This window comes from Kitasatospora sp. NPDC001683 (assembly GCF_053596495.1).
The window spans coordinates 43,120-63,602 of sequence record NZ_JBSFGK010000030.1 but is presented as its reverse complement, the minus strand read 5'-3'; the positions used below and the strand labels follow the sequence as shown (position 1 = coordinate 63,602).

27 protein-coding genes are annotated in these 20,483 nt (G+C 73.9%); 13 read left to right on the top strand and 14 right to left on the bottom strand.

What is annotated here, in order from left to right; translation table 11 throughout:
* Window positions 1-94 precede the first annotated feature (94 nt).
* A complete protein-coding gene (gene qcrB / locus ACWCYO_RS18445) occupies window positions 95-1,861 on the top strand; it encodes a cytochrome bc1 complex cytochrome b subunit (protein ID WP_270139714.1) in 1,767 nt (588 codons plus the stop codon).
* Here qcrB and ctaF read toward each other — a convergent pair.
* Both ctaF and ctaD read right to left on the bottom strand, forming a co-directional pair.
* Window positions 1,821-2,222, bottom strand: coding sequence for an aa3-type cytochrome oxidase subunit IV (gene ctaF / locus ACWCYO_RS18440; protein WP_449784793.1), 402 nt, complete (start codon window positions 2,220-2,222; stop codon window positions 1,821-1,823). The genes qcrB and ctaF overlap by 41 nt on opposite strands.
* A complete protein-coding gene (ctaD, locus tag ACWCYO_RS18435; RefSeq protein WP_449784792.1) occupies window positions 2,219-3,922 on the bottom strand; it encodes an aa3-type cytochrome oxidase subunit I in 1,704 nt (567 codons plus the stop codon). The genes ctaF and ctaD overlap by 4 nt, the downstream gene beginning before the upstream one ends.
* Before the next feature lie 183 nt (window positions 3,923-4,105).
* Between ctaD and ACWCYO_RS18430 the strand changes: the two genes are divergently transcribed.
* Window positions 4,106-4,471, top strand: coding sequence for a DUF488 domain-containing protein (locus tag ACWCYO_RS18430; RefSeq protein ID WP_270139720.1), 366 nt, complete (start codon window positions 4,106-4,108; stop codon window positions 4,469-4,471).
* A 31-nt stretch (window positions 4,472-4,502) separates the two neighbouring features.
* Window positions 4,503-4,769: a hypothetical protein gene (locus tag ACWCYO_RS18425; protein WP_449784791.1), complete on the top strand. Its 267-nt coding sequence runs from the start codon at window positions 4,503-4,505 to the stop codon at window positions 4,767-4,769.
* 12 nt (window positions 4,770-4,781) lie between these two features.
* On the opposite strand, the gene ACWCYO_RS18420 is transcribed toward ACWCYO_RS18425, so the two are convergent.
* A complete protein-coding gene (locus ACWCYO_RS18420; protein WP_449784790.1) occupies window positions 4,782-5,969 on the bottom strand; it encodes an MFS transporter in 1,188 nt (395 codons plus the stop codon).
* 115 nt (window positions 5,970-6,084) lie between these two features.
* Between ACWCYO_RS18420 and ACWCYO_RS18415 the strand changes: the two genes are divergently transcribed.
* Window positions 6,085-6,927 (top strand): helix-turn-helix transcriptional regulator, encoded by an 843-nt coding sequence (locus ACWCYO_RS18415; RefSeq protein ID WP_449784789.1) that lies wholly within the window; start codon window positions 6,085-6,087, stop codon window positions 6,925-6,927.
* Window positions 6,928-6,931: 4 nt separating this feature from the next.
* Here ACWCYO_RS18415 and ACWCYO_RS18410 read toward each other — a convergent pair whose 3' ends face one another.
* Entirely contained in the window at window positions 6,932-7,057 is a 126-nt protein-coding gene (locus ACWCYO_RS18410) for a hypothetical protein (RefSeq protein WP_270139728.1), read from the bottom strand.
* 161 nt (window positions 7,058-7,218) lie between these two features.
* On the opposite strand from ACWCYO_RS18410, the gene ACWCYO_RS18405 reads away from it, so the two are divergent.
* Together ACWCYO_RS18405 and ACWCYO_RS18400 are read left to right on the top strand one after the other, a co-directional pair.
* Entirely contained in the window at window positions 7,219-7,383 is a 165-nt protein-coding gene (locus tag ACWCYO_RS18405; RefSeq protein WP_270139729.1) for a hydrophobic protein, read from the top strand.
* A gap of 31 nt (window positions 7,384-7,414) precedes the next feature.
* The gene (locus ACWCYO_RS18400; RefSeq protein ID WP_449784788.1) at window positions 7,415-7,993 is read left to right on the top strand and encodes a DUF1360 domain-containing protein; all 579 of its coding nucleotides are present in this window, start codon (window positions 7,415-7,417) and stop codon (window positions 7,991-7,993) included.
* A gap of 26 nt (window positions 7,994-8,019) precedes the next feature.
* On the opposite strand, the gene ACWCYO_RS18395 is transcribed toward ACWCYO_RS18400, so the two are convergent.
* The 4 genes from ACWCYO_RS18395 to ACWCYO_RS18380 form a co-directional block, all read right to left on the bottom strand.
* Window positions 8,020-8,301 carry a helix-turn-helix transcriptional regulator gene (locus ACWCYO_RS18395; protein ID WP_270139731.1) on the bottom strand — a complete coding sequence of 94 codons (282 nt, stop codon included), beginning with the start codon at window positions 8,299-8,301 and terminating at the stop codon, window positions 8,020-8,022.
* Window positions 8,302-8,462: 161 nt separating this feature from the next.
* Window positions 8,463-9,023, bottom strand: a complete 561-nt coding sequence (locus tag ACWCYO_RS18390) for a hemerythrin domain-containing protein (protein WP_449784787.1) — start codon at window positions 9,021-9,023, stop codon at window positions 8,463-8,465.
* 97 nt (window positions 9,024-9,120) lie between these two features.
* Window positions 9,121-9,681, bottom strand: a complete 561-nt coding sequence (locus tag ACWCYO_RS18385; RefSeq protein ID WP_270139733.1) for a hemerythrin domain-containing protein — start codon at window positions 9,679-9,681, stop codon at window positions 9,121-9,123.
* A gap of 67 nt (window positions 9,682-9,748) precedes the next feature.
* The gene (locus tag ACWCYO_RS18380; RefSeq protein WP_270139735.1) at window positions 9,749-10,249 is read right to left on the bottom strand and encodes a hemerythrin domain-containing protein; all 501 of its coding nucleotides are present in this window, start codon (window positions 10,247-10,249) and stop codon (window positions 9,749-9,751) included.
* Window positions 10,250-10,356: 107 nt separating this feature from the next.
* Here ACWCYO_RS18380 and ACWCYO_RS18375 point away from each other — a divergent pair, with 107 nt between their 5' ends.
* The 3 genes from ACWCYO_RS18375 to ACWCYO_RS18365 all read left to right on the top strand — a co-directional run bounded on the left by ACWCYO_RS18375 (window position 10,357) and on the right by ACWCYO_RS18365 (window position 13,602).
* Window positions 10,357-10,671 carry a hypothetical protein gene (locus tag ACWCYO_RS18375; RefSeq protein ID WP_449784786.1) on the top strand — a complete coding sequence of 105 codons (315 nt, stop codon included), beginning with the start codon at window positions 10,357-10,359 and terminating at the stop codon, window positions 10,669-10,671.
* Window positions 10,672-10,766: 95 nt separating this feature from the next.
* Window positions 10,767-11,411 carry an HAD-IIIA family hydrolase gene (locus ACWCYO_RS18370; protein ID WP_270139738.1) on the top strand — a complete coding sequence of 215 codons (645 nt, stop codon included), beginning with the start codon at window positions 10,767-10,769 and terminating at the stop codon, window positions 11,409-11,411.
* Between the two features lie 46 nt (window positions 11,412-11,457).
* On the top strand, window positions 11,458-13,602 hold the full coding sequence (locus ACWCYO_RS18365) for a catalase (RefSeq protein ID WP_449784785.1): 2,145 nt from the start codon (window positions 11,458-11,460) through the stop codon (window positions 13,600-13,602).
* 66 nt (window positions 13,603-13,668) lie between these two features.
* Here the strand turns inward: ACWCYO_RS18365 and ACWCYO_RS18360 are convergent, their stop codons facing one another.
* Complete coding sequence (locus ACWCYO_RS18360) at window positions 13,669-14,235, bottom strand: DJ-1/PfpI/YhbO family deglycase/protease (protein ID WP_270139742.1); 567 nt, start codon at window positions 14,233-14,235, stop codon at window positions 13,669-13,671.
* 169 nt (window positions 14,236-14,404) lie between these two features.
* Between ACWCYO_RS18360 and ACWCYO_RS18355 the strand changes: the two genes are divergently transcribed.
* Complete coding sequence (locus ACWCYO_RS18355; protein WP_449784784.1) at window positions 14,405-14,629, top strand: hypothetical protein; 225 nt, start codon at window positions 14,405-14,407, stop codon at window positions 14,627-14,629.
* A 95-nt stretch (window positions 14,630-14,724) separates the two neighbouring features.
* Here ACWCYO_RS18355 and ACWCYO_RS18350 read toward each other — a convergent pair whose 3' ends face one another.
* Together ACWCYO_RS18350 and ACWCYO_RS18345 are read right to left on the bottom strand one after the other, a co-directional pair.
* Window positions 14,725-14,937 (bottom strand): DUF6296 family protein, encoded by a 213-nt coding sequence (locus ACWCYO_RS18350; protein ID WP_270139745.1) that lies wholly within the window; start codon window positions 14,935-14,937, stop codon window positions 14,725-14,727.
* Between the two features lie 68 nt (window positions 14,938-15,005).
* The gene (locus ACWCYO_RS18345; protein WP_270139747.1) at window positions 15,006-15,446 is read right to left on the bottom strand and encodes a hypothetical protein; all 441 of its coding nucleotides are present in this window, start codon (window positions 15,444-15,446) and stop codon (window positions 15,006-15,008) included.
* A gap of 117 nt (window positions 15,447-15,563) precedes the next feature.
* On the opposite strand from ACWCYO_RS18345, the gene ACWCYO_RS18340 reads away from it, so the two are divergent.
* Complete coding sequence (locus ACWCYO_RS18340) at window positions 15,564-16,292, top strand: DUF5709 domain-containing protein (RefSeq protein WP_449784783.1); 729 nt, start codon at window positions 15,564-15,566, stop codon at window positions 16,290-16,292.
* Window positions 16,293-16,351: 59 nt separating this feature from the next.
* Here ACWCYO_RS18340 and ACWCYO_RS18335 read toward each other — a convergent pair whose 3' ends face one another.
* Window positions 16,352-16,810 carry an SRPBCC family protein gene (locus ACWCYO_RS18335; RefSeq protein WP_270139750.1) on the bottom strand — a complete coding sequence of 153 codons (459 nt, stop codon included), beginning with the start codon at window positions 16,808-16,810 and terminating at the stop codon, window positions 16,352-16,354.
* A gap of 124 nt (window positions 16,811-16,934) precedes the next feature.
* Here ACWCYO_RS18335 and ACWCYO_RS18330 point away from each other — a divergent pair, with 124 nt between their 5' ends.
* Complete coding sequence (locus ACWCYO_RS18330) at window positions 16,935-17,195, top strand: hypothetical protein (protein ID WP_270139751.1); 261 nt, start codon at window positions 16,935-16,937, stop codon at window positions 17,193-17,195.
* Window positions 17,196-17,223: 28 nt separating this feature from the next.
* Here ACWCYO_RS18330 and ACWCYO_RS18325 read toward each other — a convergent pair whose 3' ends face one another.
* Window positions 17,224-17,448 carry a DUF6480 family protein gene (locus tag ACWCYO_RS18325; RefSeq protein WP_270139753.1) on the bottom strand — a complete coding sequence of 75 codons (225 nt, stop codon included), beginning with the start codon at window positions 17,446-17,448 and terminating at the stop codon, window positions 17,224-17,226.
* A 104-nt stretch (window positions 17,449-17,552) separates the two neighbouring features.
* Window positions 17,553-18,452 carry a DUF5133 domain-containing protein gene (locus ACWCYO_RS18320; RefSeq protein ID WP_449784782.1) on the bottom strand — a complete coding sequence of 300 codons (900 nt, stop codon included), beginning with the start codon at window positions 18,450-18,452 and terminating at the stop codon, window positions 17,553-17,555.
* Between the two features lie 377 nt (window positions 18,453-18,829).
* On the opposite strand from ACWCYO_RS18320, the gene ACWCYO_RS18315 reads away from it, so the two are divergent.
* Window positions 18,830-20,458 (top strand): M48 family metalloprotease, encoded by a 1,629-nt coding sequence (locus tag ACWCYO_RS18315; RefSeq protein ID WP_449784781.1) that lies wholly within the window; start codon window positions 18,830-18,832, stop codon window positions 20,456-20,458.
* Window positions 20,459-20,483 lie beyond the last annotated feature (25 nt).

Below are 20,483 nucleotides of genomic sequence, written 5' to 3'. Positions count from 1 at the left end.
GATTGCTCCGATGGGGTGCTGCGCCGCTCGCTCGGAGGGAGGATCGCGACGGCCTGCGCGCCCGAGTGGGGCGTTTCGCACTAGGTTGCCCGCTATGGACGGAAACCAGGGCCACGACCCGTCTCCGGACGGCCTGCCGGAGCACGAGGAAAGGGCGCGGACGAGCACGCCCGGGCCGACGCGCGGCGAGCGCGCCGTGCGGGCCGTCGACGGCCGGCTACCGCTGGCCGAGGCGGGCAAGGAACTGCTCCGCAAGGTGTTCCCGGACCACTGGTCGTTCCTGCTGGGCGAGCTGGCGCTGTACAGCTTCGTCATCCTGCTGCTGACCGGGGTCTTCCTCACCTTCTTCTTCATCCCTAGCATGACCGACCTCGACTACCACGGCCCCTACCTGCCGCTGCGCGGAGTGCGGATGTCCGAGGCCTACGCCTCGACCCTGCGGATCAGCTTCGAGGTGCGCGGCGGACTGCTGGTCCGTCAGATCCACCACTGGGCCGCCCTGCTGTTCGTCGCCTCGATCTGCGCCCACCTGCTGCGGGTGTTCTTCACCGGCGCCTTCCGCCGCCCGCGCGAGCTGAACTGGGTGATCGGGGTGACGATGTTCGCCCTCGCCCTGCTGGAGGGGTTCTCCGGCTACTCGCTGCCGGACGACACCCTCTCCGGCACCGGTCTGAGGATCGCCGAGGGCGTCCTGCTCTCCGTGCCGGTGGTCGGCACCTACCTCAGCTTCTTCGCCTTCGGCGGCGAGTTCCCCGGGCACGCGATCATCCCGCGGCTGTTCACCTTGCACATCCTCCTGGTGCCCGGGCTGCTGCTGGCGCTGATCGGGGCCCACCTGACCCTGGTGGTGGTGCTGAAGCACACCCAGTGGGCGGCGCCCGGCCGCACCAACCGCAACGTGGTGGGGCACCCGTTCTTCCCCCAGTTCCTGGCCCGCACCACCGGTCTGGCGTTCACCGTCGGCGGCATCCTGGCGCTGTCCGCGCTGCTCGCGGAGATCAACCCGATCTGGCGCTACAGCGCCTACCGGCCCGACATCGCCGGGGCGGGCGCCCAGCCCGACTGGTACATCGGCTTCATCGAGGGCGCCCTGCGGCTGATGCCGGCCGTCGAGACCGGGGTGCTCGGACACACCATCTCCTGGAACGCCTTCCTGCCCGCGCTGGTGGTGCCCGGGCTGCTGTTCGCGGGGCTGTACGCCTACCCCTTCGTGGAGCGCTGGCTGACCCCGGGCAGCGGCGAGCACCACCTGTGCGACCGGCCCCGCAACAAGCCCGTCCGCACCGGGCTGGGGGCGGCCGGGGTCGCCTTCTACACGGTGCTGCTCGTCGCCGGCGGCAACGACGTGATCGCCTACTACTTCGGGGTCTCGGTCAACTCGCTGACCTGGGGACTGCGGGCGGCGTTCTTCCTGGCGCCGCCGTTCGCCTTCATGCTGACCCGCCGGTTCTGCCTGGCCCTCCAGGCCCGCGACCGCGCCCGGCTGCTGGACGGCGACGAGACCGGCCGGATCGACCAGTCGATCGAGGGCGGTTTCGACGGGCACCACCGGCCGGTGCCGGCCGCCGAGCGGTACGTGATGCTGGTCCGGGACGCGCCGCGGCCGGACGAGCCGCTGCCCGGGGCGCCGCGCACCGAGCGGATCCGGGCGGCGCTCGGCACCTGGTACCACGGCGACCGGGTCGAGCTGCCCGCCACCGAGCAGGAGTCCCGCGCCGTCACGGCCGTCCTCACCGATCCGGTGCACCCCCCGCGGTCGGCCGTCGAGCGGCCCGCGCCCACGGGGGGACGCGGGCCGCTGGGCCGGCTGTTCCGGTGGCTCAGGCCCCGTCGTCGCCGCGGTCGTGGTACTGGAAGATGAAGCCGAACACCGCGAAGCCGAGCAGCACCGTCCCGCAGACGATCAGCCAGAGGGCGTACACCAGGCCCAGCGCGAAGAGCGCCACGCCCACCGCGGTGAGCACCGGGTAGCCGCTGCGGGGCGGGAAGAAGCCCTTCGGCCCGGAGCTCTCGACGATCTCGGCTTCGTCACGGTCCTCGGGCCGTCCGCCGCCCTTCCGCTGGTGCTGGACGAACCAGAACAGCGCGACCAGCGCCGACATCAGGAACGCGACCGTCAGGATCGCCTTGCCGGCGGGCTCCCGGGCCCAGAACCCGTAAACGAGCCCGGTCACCGCGAAGAACAGCGTCATCACGGTGAACAGCCAGCCCTCGGCCTTCATCGCTCCTCCTCCTGTCCGCTCCGGCCGCCCTGGTGCTGTTCGGAATCGCTCGACGACTGCTCCGGTGGCGCCTCCGGGTGGTGCAGGTCGAAGGCCGGCGATTCGGAGCGGATCCGGGGCAGCACCAGGAAGTTGTGGTGCGGGGGCGGGCAGGAGGTGGCCCATTCGAGCGAGCGTCCCCAACCCCACGGGTCGTCCTGGCCGACCCGGGTGCCGTACCGGGTGGTGATCCAGACGTTGTAGAAGAACGGCAGGTTGGAGATCCCGAGCAGGAAGGCCCCGATCGAGGCGACCACGTTGAGCGTGGTGAAGCCGTCCACCGCCAGGTACGTCGCGTAGCGCCGGGGCATGCCCTGGGCGCCCAGCCAGTGCATCACCAGGAAGGTGGTCTGGAAGCCGACGAAGAGGATCCAGAACTGCACCTTGCCGAGCCGCTCGTCGAGCATCTTCCCGGTGATCTTCGGCCACCAGAAGTAGAAGCCCCCGAAGGTCGCGAACACGACCGTCCCGAACAGCACGTAGTGGAGGTGGGCCACCACGAAGTAGCTGTCGGTGACGTGGAAGTCGATCGGCGGCGCGGCCAGCAGCACCCCGCTCAGGCCGCCGAACAGGAAGGTCACCAGGAACCCGATCGACCACAGCATCGGGGTCTCGAAGGACAGCGAGCCGTTCCACATGGTCCCGATCCAGTTGAAGAACTTCACCCCGGTGGGCACCGCGATGAGGAAGGACATCATCGAGAAGAACGGCAGCAGCACCTGCCCGGTGGCGAACATGTGGTGGGCCCACACCGACATCGACAGGGAGGTGATGGCGATGGTCGCGCCGATCATCCCGTAGTAGCCGAACAGCGGCTTGCGGCTGAAGACCGGGATGATCTCGCTGACGATGCCGAAGAACGGCACCGCGACGATGTACACCTCCGGGTGGCCGAAGAACCAGAACAGGTGCTGCCACAGCAGCGCCCCGCCGTTGGCCGGGTCGAAGGCGTGGGCGCCGAACTTGCGGTCCGCCTCCAGCAGCAGCAGGGCGGCGGTGAGCACGGGGAAGGCCAGCAGCACCATGATCGAGGTGAACAGCACGTTCCAGGTGAAGATCGGCATCCGGAACAGCGTCATGCCCGGCGCCCGCAGGCAGGTGATGGTGGTGATGAAGTTGACCGAGCCCAGGATCGTCCCCAGGCCGGCCACCACCAGGCCGAGCGCCCACAGGTCCCCGCCCGTCCCCGGCGAGTGCTCCGGCCCGTTCAGCGGCGCGTAGGCGAACCAGCCGAAGGCGGGCGCCCCGCCGGCGGTGAGGAAGCCGCTCAGCACCATCAGCCCGCCCAGCAGGAAGGCCCAGTAGGTGAAGGCGTTCAGCCGGGGGAAGGCCACGTCGGGGGCGCCGATCTGCAGCGGCATGATCGCGTTGGCGAAGCCGGCGAAGGTCGGGGTGGCGAACAGCAGCAGCATGATCGTGCCGTGCATGGTGAACATCTGGTTGTACTGCAGGTTCGACAGGAACCCGGTGTCGGGGCCCAGCAACTGCGTCCGCATCAGCAGCGCCATCAGGCCCCCCACCAGGAAGAACCCGAAGGCCGTCACCAGGTAGAGGTTGCCGATCACCTTGTGGTCGGTGGTGAACAGCCAGCCCAACAATCTGCTGCCCCGTCGCACCCTGGCCTGGGTGCGCGGCGGCGCGGCGGTGTCGGACGCACTCATGGAACCTCCGTGATGGAGCAGGTGACACCCCCCGGCGGGACCCTAGCGGCGGCCGGACGGCGCGCCCGGGTGCCACGCGGCAGCAATGCGGCCGCGGGCCTCGGCCGGCGTGCGGATCCGCCCGATCCGGGCACACGCTGGTGTGGGCGCACCGCGCCCGCGCAGAGCTGAGAGGAACCCGCCATGGCCGCGAAGATCACCTACCGGCGGATCTACGACGACTCCACGGCGCAGGACGGGCAGCGGGTCCTGGTGGACCGCGTCTGGCCGCGCGGGATGAAGAAGGAGGACGCCCACCTGGACGAGTGGCTGCGCGACGTCGCCCCGTCCACCGCGCTGCGCAAGTGGTACGGCCACGACCCGGAGCGCTTCACCGAGTTCCGCCGCCGTTACCTCAGCGAGCTGCGCGACGACGACCACCAGGAGGCCGCCGGGCACCTGCGCGAGCTCGCCGCCCAGGACAAGCTCACCCTGCTGACCGCCACCAAGGACGTCGACCACAGCCAGGCGGCGGTGCTCGCCGAGTGGCTGGCGAAGAAGAAGCGGTGACCGGTCGGCTTCGCGGGACGGGTGGCACGACATGACGGCGATCGTCATCCTGTTCGAACTGGAACAGGACGAGGCCCTGGGGCCGGACGGCGTGGAGCCGGTGGTGCTCGCGGTGCACGCGGCGGGCGGCGATCCGGACGTGCCCGAGGACCCGCTCCCGCGCACCCTGTGCGGCCTGGACACCGATCCGATGGAGCACACCCACTACCGGCCGACCCACCCGGGCGAGCCCTGGTACCCGCCCGCCATGGCCGACCGGCGCTGCCTCGCCTGTGAGGCGGCCCTGCGGGCACAGTGAGCAGATCCGGGATCAGCCTCGGGCGGTGAAGCGCCGCCGCCCGAGGACCACCGCCACCGTCAACGGCACGGTGGCGACGGCGGCCACCCCGAACAGCAGCTCGAACCGCCCCTGACCGGCCACACCACCGCCCAGCGCGGCACCCAGGGCGCTGCCGACGAACAGCGCCGCGACGTAGCAGGACACCGCCGTCCCCCGCGCCTCCGGCACCACTGAGGTGGCCCAGGCCTGGAGCGTCGAGTGCAGGAACGCCCAGCCCGCGCCGAGCAGCACCGCCACCAGCGCGTACGTCCACACGCCGGGGACCAGCGCCGCCGCCACGTAGCCGGCCAGCACGAAGGCGCCGCCGATCGCGGCCAGGCCGTGCGCCGGGACGCGCCGCGTCAGGACCTTGACGGCACGGGTGAACACCAGCGTCCCCGCGCCGTACAGGGCGGTGATCGCGCCCGCCGCCGCGTCCGAGAGGCCGCGGTGCTGCAGCGCCGGGGCGACGAAGGTCAGTCCGCCGAGCAGCACGGCGCCCTCGACCACACCCAGCGCGGCGACCAGGTACGCGGGCCGGCTGCGCAGCACGGCGCCGAGCTGGGTGGCCAAGCTGCCGGCCGGGGCGCGCTGCGGCTCGGGCACCCGGCGCAGCCCGAGCGCGGCCGCCGCGGCCGCCAGCGCCGGCACCACGAACACCAGACGCCAGTTCAGCCAGTTCGCGACCACCCCGGCGAACAGCGCGGCCAGTCCGCTGCCGAGCCCGAGCGCGGCCATCAGGTCGGCGAGCGCGCCCTGGCGGCGCTCGGGCGCCACCGCGTCGCCGACGAAGCTCAGCGAGGACGGCACCACCGCGCCGAAGGCGAAGCCGGTGACGACCCGCAGGGCGGCGAGCACCGCCAGGTTCGGCGCGGCGGCCGAGGCCAGGCCGGCCAGCGCGGCCACCGCCAGCGCCGTACGGATCACCCGCAGCCGTCCGATCCGGTCGGACAGCACGCCCCAGACCGGCTGTGACAGCCCGTAGGCGAGGGCGTAGCCGCCGGCCACGCCCACCGCGGAGGCCAGCGGGACGTGCAGGGCGGCCGCGACGGTGACCAGGACCGGGCCGATGGCGAAGCGGTCGAAGTTGGCGGTGAACGCGGCGGCGGTGAGCGGGAGCGGCACTCGGTTATCGGGGCGGGCGGAGACCGGTTCGGCCGTGGGAGCGATCGGAGTCATGCGTCCCATCCTCGGGTCGCCGCGGAACCCGCCGGGCCGTCAGGCGCTCACGGATCATCCTGGGAGTGGGAGTAACAGCCTCGTCCGCACCGGGTGGTCATACCCTTGGCCCACCATGAACGATCGTGAAACACAGCGCCGCGCGGCGCTGGGCGCCTTCCTGCGCTCGCGGCGGGAGCGCCTGACCCCGGGCGAGGTCGGTCTGACCGGCGGCCCCCGGCGCAGAACCCCCGGGCTGCGCCGCGAGGAGGTCGCGCTGCTGTCCGGCGTCAGCGTGTCCTGGTACTCCTGGCTGGAGCAGGGGCGGCCGATCGCCGCGTCCGCCCAGGTCCTCGACGCGCTGGCCACCACCCTGCGGCTGACCGCGGCCGAGCGGCGCCACGTCTTCGACCTCGCCGGCGAGAGCGACTCGGCCCCACGCCCGGCGGCCGACGGCTGCCCGGCGGTCGGCGACCACCTGCGGGCCACCGTCGCGGCGCTGAGCCCGACCCCGGCCTGTCTGCTGGACCGGCACTGGGACGTCCTCGCCCACAACGAGACCGAGGCGGCCATCTACGACGGCCTGGACCGCCTCCCGGTCGAGCGGCGCAACATGATCTGGCTCTACTTCGGCTGGCAGCCGATGCGCACCGTGCTGAAGAACTGGGAGGCCGAGTCCTGGGCGGTGCTGGCCCAGTTCCGGGCCTCCGCCGACCGCCACCCCGATGACCCGCGCTTCGCCGAGATCGTCGCGGACGTCTCGACCGCCGACCCGGGGTTCCCCGCCCGCTGGGAACGGCACGACGTGGCCGGCTTCAACCCGGCGCTCAAGCGCTTCGACCACCCGCGGCTCGGACTCCTGACCTTCCGCCAGGCCAAGCTGATCGCGGCCGAGGACCCGGACCTGCACCTGGTCGCCCGGCACCCGGCCGACCCGGCCACCCGCCAGGCCGTGGCGGCGGCCGCCGCGCGGCGGTGACCCTTCAGCCGCGGCCGGGACGTACGGCGGCCAGCAGCACCAGGGCGGCGGTCGGCGCGCTCTCCTCCAGGCGGACCTCGACCATCAGCGGGCGGTCCGCGCTCGCGCTCGCCGCCAGGCGGTCGGGCACGAAGGTGGCGGTGCCGTTGGGGCAGGCCCGGACCGAGCGGCAGCCGGGGGCTGTCAGCGGATTCCCGGAACAGCGCGGACCGCCATCCGGGTATGGACCTGGTCGAAGCGGGCACACGCCGGATTCGTAACCATCCGCTCCTCACGAGAGGGCCGAATCCCATGCTTCTCATCGTCCTCGTCCTGTTGTTGGCGATCGTCCTTGGCGGGGTGGGCTTCGTCGTCCACGCCCTGTGGTGGATCGCGCTCGCCGTACTGGTGCTGTGGATCCTCGGCTTCGTGTTCGCCTCCGGCGGCCGCGGTGGCGGCCGGTGGTACCGATGGTGACGCAACCTCCCCAACCCGCGCGGGGCCGGCCATGACCGGCCCCCGACGGCCGGTCGACCGCGGCTCCGGCTCCGGCTCCGGCTCCGGCTCCGGCTCCGGCTCCGACGACACTGTCGAAGCCGCCCTGCGCGACGAACGCCGCGCCTACGAGCCGGACGGCGAGCAGCCGATCGGCGGATACCTCGCCGTGATGGCCGCCTACCTCGGCGGCACCGGCCTGCTCGCCGCCGTCGCCCGGCGCACCGGGCGGCCGCTGCCCGACCCCGGCCCGTGGGACGTGGTGCTCACCGCCGGCGCGGTGCACCAGCTGTCCCGGCTGCTCGCTAAGGATCCGGTCACCAGTCCGCTGCGGCTGCCCTTCGCCCGCTTCCGGGGCCAGGCCGGTCCGGCCGAACTCGCCGAGGACGTCCGTGGTACGGGTGTGCGCCGCGCCGTCGGCGAACTGATCACCTGCCCGTTCTGCACCGGCCTGTGGGTCGCGACGGGCCTGACCGGCGCCCAGGTGTTCGCACCCGCGGCGACCAGGATCGTCTGCTCGGGGCTCACCGCCCTCACGGTCGCCGACCTGCTGCACTTCCTCCGGGTCGGCCTCCAACAGGCCGTCGACTGACCCCGCCCATCCTCAGCCACGCGGGGTCAGCGCAGCAGCACGGCCAGCAGCTCCGAGACGGTGGGCCCGGCGTCCGCCGGATGGCGCAGCTGCTTCCCGGTGATCACCCGGTAGTGGTTGACCCGCCCCTGGCGCTCGTGGCTGAGGTACCCGCCCTCCTCGAGGTCGACGATGATCCGCTGCACGGCCCGCTCGGTGAGCATGCAGCGGGTGGCGATGTCCCGTACCCGGATGCCGGGGTCGCGGGCGATCTGCACCAGCACGCGGGCGTGGTTGGTGAGGAAGGTCCATCCCGGCCGGTCGATCATGGTCTCAGCCTACGGCCGGTGTTGCGGCCCCGCGGCGGCGCGCCGGGCCGTCGGAGGGGGTGCGGGCACCCCAGGGGTCGACGATCCGGTCCAGTCGTTCCCTCACGTCAGACACCTCCTCGGTCGGGAGGGCGGGCCCGGGGCCGGGCCCGCCCCCGGTTTCAGGACCGTCCGCGGCCGGTGACCAGGTCCCGGGCCCGGTCCACGAGTCCGGCTCCGGGCGCCAGCAGCTTGTTCGCGGGCGGGGTGTCCGGGGCGGACGGGTGGGGCCGGGTCGGCGCCAGCTTCTTCGCGCGCCGGACCTGGTCGCCGAGCTCGTTCAGCGTGTCGGGCGAGCAGGCGCGCTCGAGCGCGGGGAAGAGGTTCTGCTCCTCGTCCGCGACGTGCTGCCTGACCTCGGACACCACCTGGTCCACCAGCATGTCGAACCGGCTGTCGGTGGCCTCCATGCCCTCCAGCTCCTTCAGCAGCCGTTCGACCGCGGCGTGGTCGGAGATCTCCTTGTCCGCGATCGGACCGCCCCCGGGGACGTGCTCGCGCACCGCCGGGTAGAGGTACTCCTCCTCGGCCACCGAGTGGCGCACCAGCTCGATCGTGAACTCGTCCACGAGTTCGCGCCGCCGCGGGGCGCCCGGTGGCAGCGCCTGGACCTCGTCGAACAGGCCCGCCACCTCGCGGTGATCGGTCGTCAACTCGGCGATGACGTTTCCGCCGTGTCCCATGATCCTCACTCCTTCCGGGTCCCCCGCCGACCGGACGTCCGCGGGTCACCGCTCGGCTGCCCGGGACCACCCGGGCGAAACCGGGCGGGGCGCCGCCCTAGCGCGGGCCGCCCGGGGTCAGGAACTCGCGCAGCCGTTCCATCAGCGGGCGTTCGGGCGGCGGCAGCCGGTCGGCGGGGCGTTTGGTCGGGGGCTGGTGGCGCGGCCGGCCGGAGGAGCGGGCCTTGGTCTCGCGGGCGCGGGCGGCCAGGAGGCGCAGTTCGGCCTCGGTGGTGACGGCCCGTACGGCCGGGAACAGCCGGTGCTCCTCCTCGGCGGCGTGCCGGGTGACCTCCTCCGCCAGCCTGGCCACCAGGCGGTCGAAGCTCGGCCCGTCGGCCCGGGTCGGGCGCAGTTCCCCGAGCAGGGCCTCCACCGCGCCGTGGTCGGCGAGTTCGCGCTCCACCACGGCCGGGCCGTCGGTCAGGCGGTCCCGGGCGAGCGGGTAGAGGTGTTGCTCCTCGGCGCGGGTGTGGCGCACCAGCTGGTCGGTCACCTGGTCGGCCAGCTCCTTGCGCTGCGGGTCCCCGCTGGGGAGACCGCTGAGTTCGCTGAAGTGGACCAGAACGGCCTGGTGGTCGGCGGTGAGCTGGTCCAGCAGGTCTTCGTCGTGCTGCACGGGACTTCCTTCCTGGTTGTCGCGGACCGTGCTTGCTGGGGTTCCGGCCTCCTGCGGCCTGCCCTGGTCAGCCCTCCAGCGCGTCGGCGATGCGGTGCAGCACGCCGCCGGCGGTCGGCCGGCGCGGGGCGGTCTCGCGCACGGCCTGCATCCGCTCGCCCAGTTCCCGCAGTTCCGTGCGGCCGAGCGCGGCCCGCACCATCGGGAACCAGTCGGCCTCCTCCTGCTCGATGTGCCGTTCCACGGCGTCGATCAGGACGGCGGTCTTGGCGTCGTAGCCCTCGTCGTCGGGGGTCATCCGGCTGAGCTCCTCGCAGAGCAGGTCGGCGACGTGGTGCTCCTGCTCGGCGCGGTCCATCTCCTCGGCGAGCCCGGGCAGCTCCTGGCGGATCCTGGGATAGACCAGTTCGTCCTCCAGATAGGTGTGGACGGTCAGCTCCTCGACGATCTTCTGGACCGTCCTGTGCCGTGCCCCGTCGTCGCCGTCGGCGAGCCCCCGGTACTCGCGGAACAGGCGGCGTACCTCCTTGTGGTCCTCCCGTAGCAGGACGATGGCATCGTTCGACATCGCTGGTCGCCTCCTCGACGGTTCCCCTCGCCGGTCCGGCGTGTCCCCGCGCGACCCGGCGGCAAACACGGGCCTCCGACGGAACCGCCACCAGCACGAACGCCGCCGTGGGGAGGGCGGCCGGCAGGATTACCGCCGCCGATCCCGGGCAGCCGTCGGATACGTCCCGGCTCCGGATCGACGACCGGGACGGCCAACGTCACATCTGCCGCGGCGACGAGGAGCAGCTCTTCCCCGCCCTTCGGGCGCGCGCCCGACCGGACGCGCTGCGGCGGTGCGAGCGCCGGCTGCGCGAGGCCCGGGCCGGCCCGCGGGGCTCGCGGTGTCCGACGGTCTGGGGGCTTCCGCCGGGCGCCGGGGCGATCACCGCCCTGCGCAACCACCTCGCCGGGCACGACACCACCGGGCAGCGCTCGCCCTGAGCCCCGGCCCCACCCGGCCCGGCCGGCCCGTCCCGATCCCTGATCCGCCCGCCGAGGACCGTTTGCCGCCTCCCACGGCGGCAACCCGCAGGAGTATGGCCTACCTGGGAGAACCCGTACCGACCGTCCCGCAGCCCCGCCCGATCGCCGAGCCCCCGGGCCGGACCGGTCCCTGGCTGTTCGTCCGCCCCGGCGGAGCGGCGGCCGACGGGCCGTCGGGCGCGGTGTTGTTCGGCCGTGACGGCACGCTCCTCCAGAACGTCGCCTGCAACGGCGACCCCGCCATGGTCCATCCGATGGCGGGCGTCCGGGCCGCGCTCTCGGCGCTGCGCGGGGCGGGCTTCGCGCTCGGCGTGCTGAGCAACCAGCCCGCCGTGGCCCGCGGGCTGCTCGGGCGCGGGCAGGTCGAGGCGGTCCAGGCCCGGGCCGAGGCGCTCCTGGGGACGATCGACGTGTGGGCGGTGTGTCCGCACGGATCGCACGACGGCTGCGCCTGCCGCATGCCCGCCCCCGGTCTGGTGATCGCCGCCTGCCGGGCACTCGGCCTGCCGCCCTCGCGCCTCACGGTGGTCGGCTGCGAAGAGACCGTGATCGCCGCCGCGCTCGCGGCCGGCGCCCACGCCATCCGGGTCCCGGGCGCGCCCCGGCCGGTGGCCGATCCGCACCTGCCCTGCACGCTGACGGCCTGCCCGGCGGCCGACGGACCGGCCGAGGCGGCCTACCTGCTGCTACAGCACTGACCCCCGGACTCGAGGACACCCGAAGCTCCAGGACGGAGAAAGCGAGATGAGCAACGCCCCCGAACCGCGATCCGCACCGCGATCCGCACCGCAGACCGAACCGCAGACCCAGCGCGACGCCAAGGACGCGGCACTCGACGCCGTCCGCGCCACCGACCCGGACGGCCCGCTCACCACCGACCAGGGCGTGCGCGTCGACGACACCGACAACTCGCTCGCCGTCGGCGACCGCGGCCCCACCCTGCTGGAGGACTTCCAGCTCCGCGAGAAGCTCACCCACTTCGACCACGAGCGCATCCCCGAGCGGGTGGTGCACGCCCGCGGCGCCGGGGCCTACGGATTCTTCGAACCGTACGAGTCGCTGGCCGAGTTCACCTGCGCCGACTTCCTCCAGCAGGCCGGCCGGCGCACCCCCGTCTTCGTCCGCTTCTCGACCGTGCAGGGCCCGCGCGGCTCCGCCGACACCGTGCGCGACGTGCGCGGCTTTGCCACCAAGTTCTACACCCGGCACGGCAATTACGACCTGGTCGGGAACAACATGCCGGTGTTCTTCATCCAGGACGCGGTCAAGTTCCCCGACTTCGTGCACGCGGTGAAGCCCGAGCCGCAGAATGAGATCCCCACCGGCGCCTCCGCCCACGACACCTTCTGGGACTTCTGCTCGCTCCAGCCGGAGAGCACCCACATGCTGATGTGGCTGATGTCCGACCGGGCCATCCCGCGCAGCTTCCGGATGATGCAGGGCTTCGGCGTGCACACCTTCCGCCTGGTGGACCGGACCGGCCGCGGCACCTTCGTGAAGTTCCACTGGAAGCCGGTGCTCGGCGTCTGCTCCCAGGTGTGGGACGAGGCCCAGCTCACCGCCGGGCGCGATCCCGACTTCCACCGCCGGGACCTGTGGGAGGCGATCGCCGCGGGCGACTTCCCGGAGTACGAGCTGGGCGTCCAACTGATCCCCGAGGAGGACGAGTTCGCCTTCCCCTTCGACCTGCTCGACCCGACCAAGCTGGTCCCGGAGGAGCTCGTGCCGGTGCGCCCGGTCGGGCGGATGGTCCTGGACCGCAACCCGCAGAACTTCTTCGCCGAGACCGAGCAGGCGGCCTTCCACACCGCCAACGTCGTGCCCGGGATCGACTTCACCAACGACCCGCTGCTCCAGGGCCGCAACTTCTCCTACCTGGACACCCAGCTGATCCGCCTGGGCGGTCCCAACTTCGCCCAGCTGCCGGTCAACCGCCCGCTGGCCGAGGTCCGGGTCAACCACCGGGACGGCTACGGCCAGCAGGTGGTGAACCCCGGGACGAGCTACGCGCCGAACTCCCTCGGCGGCGGCTGCCCCGCCACGATGGGTGGCGGCCAGCTGGCCGAGGGGGTGTTCCAGCACTACCAGCAGCGGATCGACGGCGCGGCGATCCGCCGGCGCAGCCCCAGCTTCGACGACCACTACAGCCAGGCCGCGCTGTTCTGGCGCAGCATGGCGGACTGGGAGCAGCGGCACATCACCGCCGGCTTCGCCTTCGAACTCGGCAAGGTCGAGGACCAGGAGGTCCGACGGCGCATGGTGGGCAACCTGGTGCACGTCGACCCGGGCCTGGCCGCGGAGGTGGCCCGCCGGATCGGTGTGCCGGAGCCCGAGGCGGCTCCGGCGGACCGGGCGACGGCCTCGGCCGGCAACGACGTGGCCGGGCCGCGGGTCTCCCCGGCGCTGAGCCTGGAGAACCTGCGCGGGCCGGGCATCCGCACCCGCAAGGTGGCCGTGCTGGCCGCGCCGGGTGTGGACGGCGGCCAGGTGCGGGCCGTCCGCGAGCGGCTCGGCCAGGCCGGCGCCGGCGCCGAGACGCTCGCCGCGCACGGCGGTCACGTGCTGGCGCAGGACGGCGGGCACCTGCCGGTGGACCGCCCGCTGTCCACCACCGCCTCGGTGCTGTACGACGCCCTGGTGGTGCCGGACGGCAGCGATCGCACGCTGCCCGCCGATCCGGACGCCGTCGCCTTCTTCGCCGAGGCGCTGCGGCACGGCAAGCCGGTCGCGGTGCTGGGCTCGGGCGTCGAGCTGTCCCGGGCGGCCGGGTTCGGCGCGCCGGACGGGCTGGCCGGGGTCGCGGTCTGCGCGGACGGTCAGCGGCCCGGTCCGGCGTTCTGGGACGAGTTCACCCGGTTGGTGGAGCACCACCGCTTCCCCTCGCGGTGACCAGCGCGGCGAAGGCCCGTACGACGCGGCGGTGTCCGTACGGGCCTTCGTCGTCACCTGCACCGCTCAGGCGGCGGCCCCGGCGCGGGCGCTCAGGGCGGAGTCGATGCCCCGCAGGAAGTGGTCGAGGTCGCCCGGGTTGCGGGAGGTGACCAGCCGCCAGTCGTTGGCGTCATCGGTGACCAGCGGCTCGTCGGCCCAGGTCGCGCCGGCGTTGGCGAGGTCGGTGCGCAGGGACGGGTAGGAGGTGAGTCGTTTGCCGTAGGCGACGCCCGCCTCGGCCAGCAGCCACGGGCCGTGGCAGATCGCGGCGACGGGACGGCCGGAGGTGGTGAAGGCGAGCACCAGGGCCACCGCCTCCTGGCGCAGCCGCAGGCGGTCCGCGTTGACCGTGCCGCCGGGGATGAGCAGCAGGTCGTAGCCGGAGGGTTCGATCTCGTCGAGGGTGTGGGTCGGCCGCACGGTCTCGCCCGGCTCCTTGTCGTGGACCAGGGTGCGGATGTCGTCCCGGTGCGGGGCCGCGATGTCGGCCTGGACGCCGTTCTCGCGCAGGTGCCGGACGGGGACGAGGAGTTCGTCCTGTTCGACGCCGTAGTTCGTCACGATCGCCAGGACCTTGGTGGGGTGGGTCATCGCTCCTCCTCGGCAGCGTTGGCGGACGTCGGGCGCGGCGGGCCGCGCCCCCGGATGTCGGCGGGTACCCGGCATCCGCGCGGCCATGCCGGATTGGTGGTGCCCGATCCGGGTAGCCGCGCGGCAGCGGCGGGCCGAAGGCACCCGCACCGAACCGGGGGAGGCAGTGGTGAGCATCAGACGACGCTCCTGGGCGGTGGCGATGCGCGGTCGCGCCCGCCACCGCCGGAACGGGCCCGAGGAACCCGACCGGTCCCCGATGGACGGCGGCCTTCCCCCGCGCCTGCGCCCCGCGGGCCCCGACGCACCGGCGGCGGGCCTGGAGGAGCCCGACGAACAGCCCGACCATCCGGAGCCCCCGACGGCCGACCTGGTCGACCCGGCGGCGCCGTGACGCGCGGTACCCAGCCGTGACGCGCGGTACCCAGCCGTCACCGGCTGGTCCCGGGCGCGACCTCGGGATCAGCCGGCGGCTCATCGCAGCGGCGGTCAGTCCAGCGGCTCCGCGCGGACCGGACGACCCAGCGGGAGCGCGGTGGTGATGGACCGCACCTCGCCGTCGGCGTCGATCTCGGCGCGGACGGCTCCGGAGGGGTCCACGTACACCTCGGTGTCCGTGCTGCCGGTCGCGCCGGTGGCGGTGAGCACGAACTCCTGGTAGGGGTCGGCGGCGACCAGGCGGTAGCGCTTCGCGGTCCTCATGGTTCGTCATCCTCCGTGGCTGGTCGGGTCGTTGTGGCTGGTCGGGTCGTTGCGCGGGCGGGCGGGGGTCATGGCTCCTCGTCGTCTCGGTCGGCGCCCGCCAGGTCGCCGTAGCGGGCCTGCCACTCGCGGGCCCGGGCGTTGTGCCACTCCACGCCCCGCGCCGCCTGTTGCAGCGACAGGCCGCTCAGTTGGGCGACCAGGCTGAGCGGGACGGGCTCGTCCTGGCCGGCGAGCGTCCGGCAGACCTTGCCGGCCCACTGCTCCTCGGGGACGAACGGGCGGTCGCGGTAGTGCTCGACCAGTTCGGCCAGGTGCTCCACCGTGCAGGCGGTGAGCACCCGTCTGCCGTCCAGCCCCGGATCGCTCGGGTGCAGCGCGGAGGAGTCCGGCACCAGCGCGCTGAGCAGCTCCGGGCCGGCGACGACCTGGCCGCACTGGTCGCACAGGTCGAACGCTTCCGTGTCGTCGGCGGCCCAGTCGTCCGCCGGGTGTCCGAAGTCCTCCATGCCGCGCGCCTACCCCGCACCGGCCCGGCAAACCCGCCGGTACGGGCGGTGGCGGCCGGGTAGGCGCGTCAGCGGTCCCGGTCGACCGGGCCGCACAGGGCACAGGGAGGAATCTCAATGAACGGATCATCACCCGAACGGCCGCTGCACGACATGGGCGGCGCGATCGGCCCGGCGGACACCGCCGGGACGCAGCCCGCCGAGGAGCGGGGCGACGGCCCGGAGCGCCGTCCGTCGCCGATCGGCAAGAGCGGGACGCCGAACGTGGCCGGGAGCGACGAGCAGCAGCCCGAGGTCGCCGAGGGCCCGGTGCCGGGCGTCCAGCCCGGTGAGGACCACGCGGGACCGGCGCGCCGGCCGCCGACCTCGGTCGATCCGCCGCCCTCGGCGGGTCCGCCCACCGGAACGAGCCGGGCCGACCCGGGGGACGCCGGGGAGCCGGTGCCCGAGACGGAGGAACCGCTCCCGGAGCCCGAGCGGGGCCACCACGATCCGGGCGCCGAGCCGGAGGACGAGGGCATCCCCGACCTCCAGGACGGCTCCCCCGCCCGCGAGTGGTCGCAGGACCCGCAGATCCAGGCCGTCCCCGGGGACACCCCGGTGGCCGCCGAGTCCCACGGCACCACCGGGGCCGAGCAGGCCGAGGGGGAATCGCTGGAGGACCGGCTCGCCCAGGAGGAGCCGGAGACCGACGAGCGGACGGCCGTGGCCGGCCCGCCGGAGGACGCCGCCGGCCGGCTCGACCTCCCGGACCGGCACACCGACCTGCAGGGCGAGGCCCCCGGTGACACGGCGGGCCTGTCGGCCGAGGAGGAGGCGGTGCGGATCCGCTCCGACCGGGGCTGACGGCGCGGCACGGGTGCGGCCCCGCTCGCGAGGAGCGGGGCCGCACCGGTGTGTGGGGATCAGCCCGGGCTGATCCGGCCGCGCCAGCCGCCCTCCGCCCGGCCGCGTTCCTCGATGAACTCCTTGAAGCGCTTCAGGTCACCCTTCACCCGCCGGTCGACCACGCCCAGCACGTCGGCGGTCTTCTCGGCCATGCCCTCCGGCCGGAAGTCGATGGCCATGTTGATTCGGGTGTGCAGGTCGTCCAGCCGCTGGAAGGTCACCACGCCCTTCTGCTCCACGTCGCCGTCCGTGGTCCGCCAGGCGATCCGCTCGTCGGGCTGCTGGTCGACGATCTCGGTGTCGAACTCCCGACTGACCCCACCGATGCTGGTGCGCCAGTGGTTGTGGCGGTCGTCGATCTGGGTCACCGCGTCGACGCCCTCCATGAAGCGGGGGAACTCCTCGAACAGCGTCCACTGGTTGTAGGCGGCGTGCAGCGGGACCTCGACGTCAACGGACTCCTTCACCATGCTCATCTGGGGCCTCCTCGGGTCTCCCGGCCGGGTCCGTCCCGGCCGACCGCGCGTGTGCCCGTCTCCCAACGGCGTAACCATCCCACCGGACTCGGCCCGGTGGCCGAGCGGGGTGTCCCGGGGTTGCATGGGGGGACCGAGCCCCGAGACCCCGGAGGTCGCCGTGTACGAGATGTGGGCCGAGCACGACCCGGCGGTGTCGCCGCCCGCCGTGGTGTGGCACGTGGTGGCGAAGGACGACGCGACGGCGTCGCTGTGCGGGCGGTTCCTCGAACCGTCCCAACGGGTGGTACCGGCCGCCGACGGCACCGGCGCGGCGGTACCGGACCGGTACTGCGACCCCTGCCTGGTGACCGTCCGCGAGGCCCTCGCGGCCAGCGGTCGCTGACCCCCCGGCCGACGGGCCGCAGGGCGCGTCAGGCCAGTACGACGATCATGCCGACCAGCATGGCGGAGACCGCCAGCGCCAGTAGCACGATCACGACGGCGGGCCAGGGCCCCCAGGCCCGCCGTACTTCCACGGGCTCCGGGTGCGAGATGCCGGAGATTCCACCCTCGGCCGGTGGGGTGTCCCCGCCGGGCAGTGCGCCGTGTTCGTCCAGCGCCGGGGTGCGGTCGGGATCGGGATCGGGTGTGGTCATGATGTCGTCCCAAGTCGAAGTGGCTCCGACACCCGGCGGCTGCCCCGGGCCGCCGCTCGGAAACACCACCGTTCCCGCGAACCCGGTCCCCGGTCCGTCGACCGCTACCGGCCGTCCGCCGCGAGCCGGTGGACCACGGTGTCGAGGTCCGTGCCCAGCCGCTGGGCTGCCCGGGCGAGCAGGATCAGCGCGGTGTGCGGGGGCACCCCGAGCCGCTCCATGGTGACGCCGATGGCCGGACCGATGGCGTGCCGGCGGTCGAGCAGGTCGGCGACCGTCCGGGCCAGGGCCGCGCGGTCCAGCGCGACCGAGGCCTGCAGGGCGAGGACGGAGACCAGCGCGCTCGCCGGGGTGCCGGGTTCCACCGGCGTCCGCAGGTAGACGCTGAAGGCGGTGCACCCGTGCGGCAGGGTACGCAGGTGCTCGGTGGCCACGGCGCGCACCCCGCAGCGACGGGCCCGGTCCGCGAACCGCCCGGGGCGGCCCGGGTCGAGCCGGACCAGCAGCTGCCCCTCGCCCTGGCGGCGGATCCGGGCGAGCGGCCCGGCGCCCGCCTCGCCCTGGGCCCGTTCCAGCGCCAGCAACTGCGGGGAGCCGGCGGCCAGCGTCTCGACGGTGCCGTCGTCGTGCCAGGTGCTCACCGCGGCGCCGACGCTGCCGGGCACGGCGACCCTGGTCAGCTGGAGGACGTCCGGCAGGGTCGACAACGTCCGGTGCCGTTCCCGCTCCCGCTCGGCGAGTTCGCCGAGTTCGGCCAGCAGCGCCCCGTGGTCCCGGTCGGCGACCGGCCCGGTCGCCACGGCGGCGCCGTCGACGGGCCCCCGACGGCCCGGGGCCAGCAGGGCGCGGGCCACCGCGACGGCGCGGGCGGCGTCCGTCTCGCCGGTGTAGACGGCGATGGTGTAGCAGACGTCGCGCAGGCGCTGCTGGGCTTCGGGCGAGCGCAGCTCCGACAGGGCGTCGTACTCCGCGACCAGTCGGCCGAGCGCCGTGACATCCACCATGGGCATGAGAACCTCCGGACGTGTCCGGACAGTATGCAACCGATCACGCCGGGGAACCGCACCCCGGCCGGGGGCCGTTCGGGTCAGCCGGCCAGGGCTTGTCCGGCGATTCGCACCCGGCGGGAATCGTTACTCTCGGCCACTGCAGCCGAATCGGGGTGAGGAATCCCCGCAAGCCCGCACGAATCGGAATTCGCGACGAACCCGCAGGTCGGAGCCATGTTCCGGGGGCAAGAACTCCGGTGCGCGGGACGTCCCGTGGCCGCTACGATCCTCACTCGTCGTACACCCGTTCACCATGCACAGACCGCGCGCCGCCCTGTCGTCGCGCCCAGGGGGAGGACCATCGCATGGGCGCGCCCCAGCGTTCCACCGCCATGAGCACATCCGGCCGCGCCGTCACGGCCGTGGCCCTGCTCGCCGGCTTCTACCTGCTCGCCCTCGGCATCCTCGCGGGCCTGCTGGCCCTCGACGTCGCCCTGTACCAGGAGCTGGGCCACTTCGGCCCGGGGCTGCTCAAGATCTGGGCCCTGAGCGTCGCGATCGGCTACCCGGTGGTCCGGGTGGTGTTCCTGACCCGCCGCCGCGAGCACGACGGCGAGCTGCCCGGCGTGGTGCTCACCCGCGAGCGGCAGCCCGCCGTGTGGGCCATGGTCGACCGGATCGCCGAGCGGACCGGCGTCCGCGGACCGGCCGAGATCCGGCTGGTGCCCCAGGTCAACGCAGGCGTGTTCGAGGAGACCAGGCTGCTCGGCCTGATTCCCGGCAAGCGTCACCTGGTCATCGGTGCCCCGCTGCTGCTCGGCCTCACCGAGGGCGAGCTGGAGTCCGTACTGGCCCACGAGTTCGGCCACTACAGCAACCGGGACGTCAAGCTGGCCGCCGTCACCGTCGCCGGCCGCCGCGCCCTCCTGCACACCATCGGCGGGCTGCACCAGCGCGCCGACCAGCACCAGGCCGAGGAGGCCGCCAAGCTCGCCGCCAAGGCCGAGAAGCGGCTCGCCAAGGGCCGCAAGCCGTCCCGGGAGCAGGCGACCGGCGGCGTCGACCGGGTCCTCGCCAAGCTCTTCGCGCTCTACGCCAAGCTGTACTTCCGGATCTCCGAGGCGGTCGGCCGCCGCCAGGAGTACGCGGCCGACCAGGTCGCCGCCCGGCTCGCCGGCCGCGACGCCACCGCCTCGGCGCTGCGCAAGATGCCGACGCTGGTCGCCGCCCAGGACTTCTACCTCAGCCGCTACGCCACCATCGGCTGGGACGCCGGCCTGCTCCCGCCGCCCGGCCAGGTCTACGGCGGCCTGCTCCACCTGCTGAGCGACCCCAAGCGCCGGGCGGAGCTCGCCGAGCACGCGCTGGACCTGCCCGAGGAGGCTCCCGACCCCTACGACTCGCACCCTCCGATCCGGCTGCGGGTCGCCGCGATCGAGGAGCTGCCCGACGACGGGCGCGGCCCCGGCGCCGCCGGCCCCGCCCTCGCGCTGCTGCACGACGCGGAGCGGGTGCTCACCGAGCTGGAGGTCGTCACGCTGGTCCCCGAGGCGGCCGGCAAGCAGCGGGTCGAATGGGCCGAACTGGTCCGCACGGCGATGCTGACCCACGCCCGCGAGGCCTCCGCCCCGGCCCACCGGGCCCTGACCGGGCTGGGCCTGCCCGCCACCGTCCACGGACTGCTCGACGCCGTCGACGCCGGCCGGGCCTGGGAGTTCACCGACCGGCTGCCCAAGAGCGAGCAGGCCGCCGCCGCGACCGGCCGGGCCGCCCGCGAGTTCGCCCGCCCGATGCTGCGCGAGGAGCTGGCGCACGCCGTCGTCACCGCGCTGGCCGAGGCCGGCCTGGCCGGCTGGGAGCTGTCCTGGGCCGGGCCCGCCGAGCTCCGGCTGCCGGACGGGATCGAGGAGGGCTTCGACGCGGCCCTGGACGCCGCCTGCGCCGACACCCCGGACACCGCGCCGCTGCGCGCGCTGCTCACCGGGGCCGGCCTCCCCGCGCCCGTCGCCCGCGCCGTCTGACCGGCCCGGCGGACCGACCACCACG

Excerpts from the sequence above, each read along its gene's own strand:
- qcrB (WP_270139714.1), top strand. The coding sequence starts at position 95 with ATGGACGGAAACCAGGGCCACGACCCGTCTCCGGACGGCCTGCCGGAG.
- ctaF (WP_449784793.1), bottom strand. The coding sequence starts at position 2,222 with ATGAAGGCCGAGGGCTGGCTGTTCACCGTGATGACGCTGTTCTTCGCG.
- ctaD (WP_449784792.1), bottom strand. The coding sequence starts at position 3,922 with ATGAGTGCGTCCGACACCGCCGCGCCGCCGCGCACCCAGGCCAGGGTG.
- ACWCYO_RS18430 (WP_270139720.1), top strand. The coding sequence starts at position 4,106 with ATGGCCGCGAAGATCACCTACCGGCGGATCTACGACGACTCCACGGCG.
- ACWCYO_RS18425 (WP_449784791.1), top strand. The coding sequence starts at position 4,503 with ATGACGGCGATCGTCATCCTGTTCGAACTGGAACAGGACGAGGCCCTG.
- ACWCYO_RS18420 (WP_449784790.1), bottom strand. The coding sequence starts at position 5,969 with ATGACTCCGATCGCTCCCACGGCCGAACCGGTCTCCGCCCGCCCCGAT.
- ACWCYO_RS18415 (WP_449784789.1), top strand. The coding sequence starts at position 6,085 with ATGAACGATCGTGAAACACAGCGCCGCGCGGCGCTGGGCGCCTTCCTG.
- ACWCYO_RS18405 (WP_270139729.1), top strand. The coding sequence starts at position 7,219 with ATGCTTCTCATCGTCCTCGTCCTGTTGTTGGCGATCGTCCTTGGCGGG.
- ACWCYO_RS18400 (WP_449784788.1), top strand. The coding sequence starts at position 7,415 with ATGACCGGCCCCCGACGGCCGGTCGACCGCGGCTCCGGCTCCGGCTCC.
- ACWCYO_RS18395 (WP_270139731.1), bottom strand. The coding sequence starts at position 8,301 with ATGATCGACCGGCCGGGATGGACCTTCCTCACCAACCACGCCCGCGTG.
- ACWCYO_RS18390 (WP_449784787.1), bottom strand. The coding sequence starts at position 9,023 with ATGGGACACGGCGGAAACGTCATCGCCGAGTTGACGACCGATCACCGC.
- ACWCYO_RS18380 (WP_270139735.1), bottom strand. The coding sequence starts at position 10,249 with ATGTCGAACGATGCCATCGTCCTGCTACGGGAGGACCACAAGGAGGTA.
- ACWCYO_RS18370 (WP_270139738.1), top strand. The coding sequence starts at position 10,767 with ATGGCCTACCTGGGAGAACCCGTACCGACCGTCCCGCAGCCCCGCCCG.
- ACWCYO_RS18365 (WP_449784785.1), top strand. The coding sequence starts at position 11,458 with ATGAGCAACGCCCCCGAACCGCGATCCGCACCGCGATCCGCACCGCAG.
- ACWCYO_RS18360 (WP_270139742.1), bottom strand. The coding sequence starts at position 14,235 with ATGACCCACCCCACCAAGGTCCTGGCGATCGTGACGAACTACGGCGTC.
- ACWCYO_RS18350 (WP_270139745.1), bottom strand. The coding sequence starts at position 14,937 with ATGAGGACCGCGAAGCGCTACCGCCTGGTCGCCGCCGACCCCTACCAG.
- ACWCYO_RS18345 (WP_270139747.1), bottom strand. The coding sequence starts at position 15,446 with ATGGAGGACTTCGGACACCCGGCGGACGACTGGGCCGCCGACGACACG.
- ACWCYO_RS18340 (WP_449784783.1), top strand. The coding sequence starts at position 15,564 with ATGAACGGATCATCACCCGAACGGCCGCTGCACGACATGGGCGGCGCG.
- ACWCYO_RS18335 (WP_270139750.1), bottom strand. The coding sequence starts at position 16,810 with ATGAGCATGGTGAAGGAGTCCGTTGACGTCGAGGTCCCGCTGCACGCC.
- ACWCYO_RS18330 (WP_270139751.1), top strand. The coding sequence starts at position 16,935 with ATGGGGGGACCGAGCCCCGAGACCCCGGAGGTCGCCGTGTACGAGATG.
- ACWCYO_RS18325 (WP_270139753.1), bottom strand. The coding sequence starts at position 17,448 with ATGACCACACCCGATCCCGATCCCGACCGCACCCCGGCGCTGGACGAA.
- ACWCYO_RS18320 (WP_449784782.1), bottom strand. The coding sequence starts at position 18,452 with ATGGTGGATGTCACGGCGCTCGGCCGACTGGTCGCGGAGTACGACGCC.
- ACWCYO_RS18315 (WP_449784781.1), top strand. The coding sequence starts at position 18,830 with ATGAGCACATCCGGCCGCGCCGTCACGGCCGTGGCCCTGCTCGCCGGC.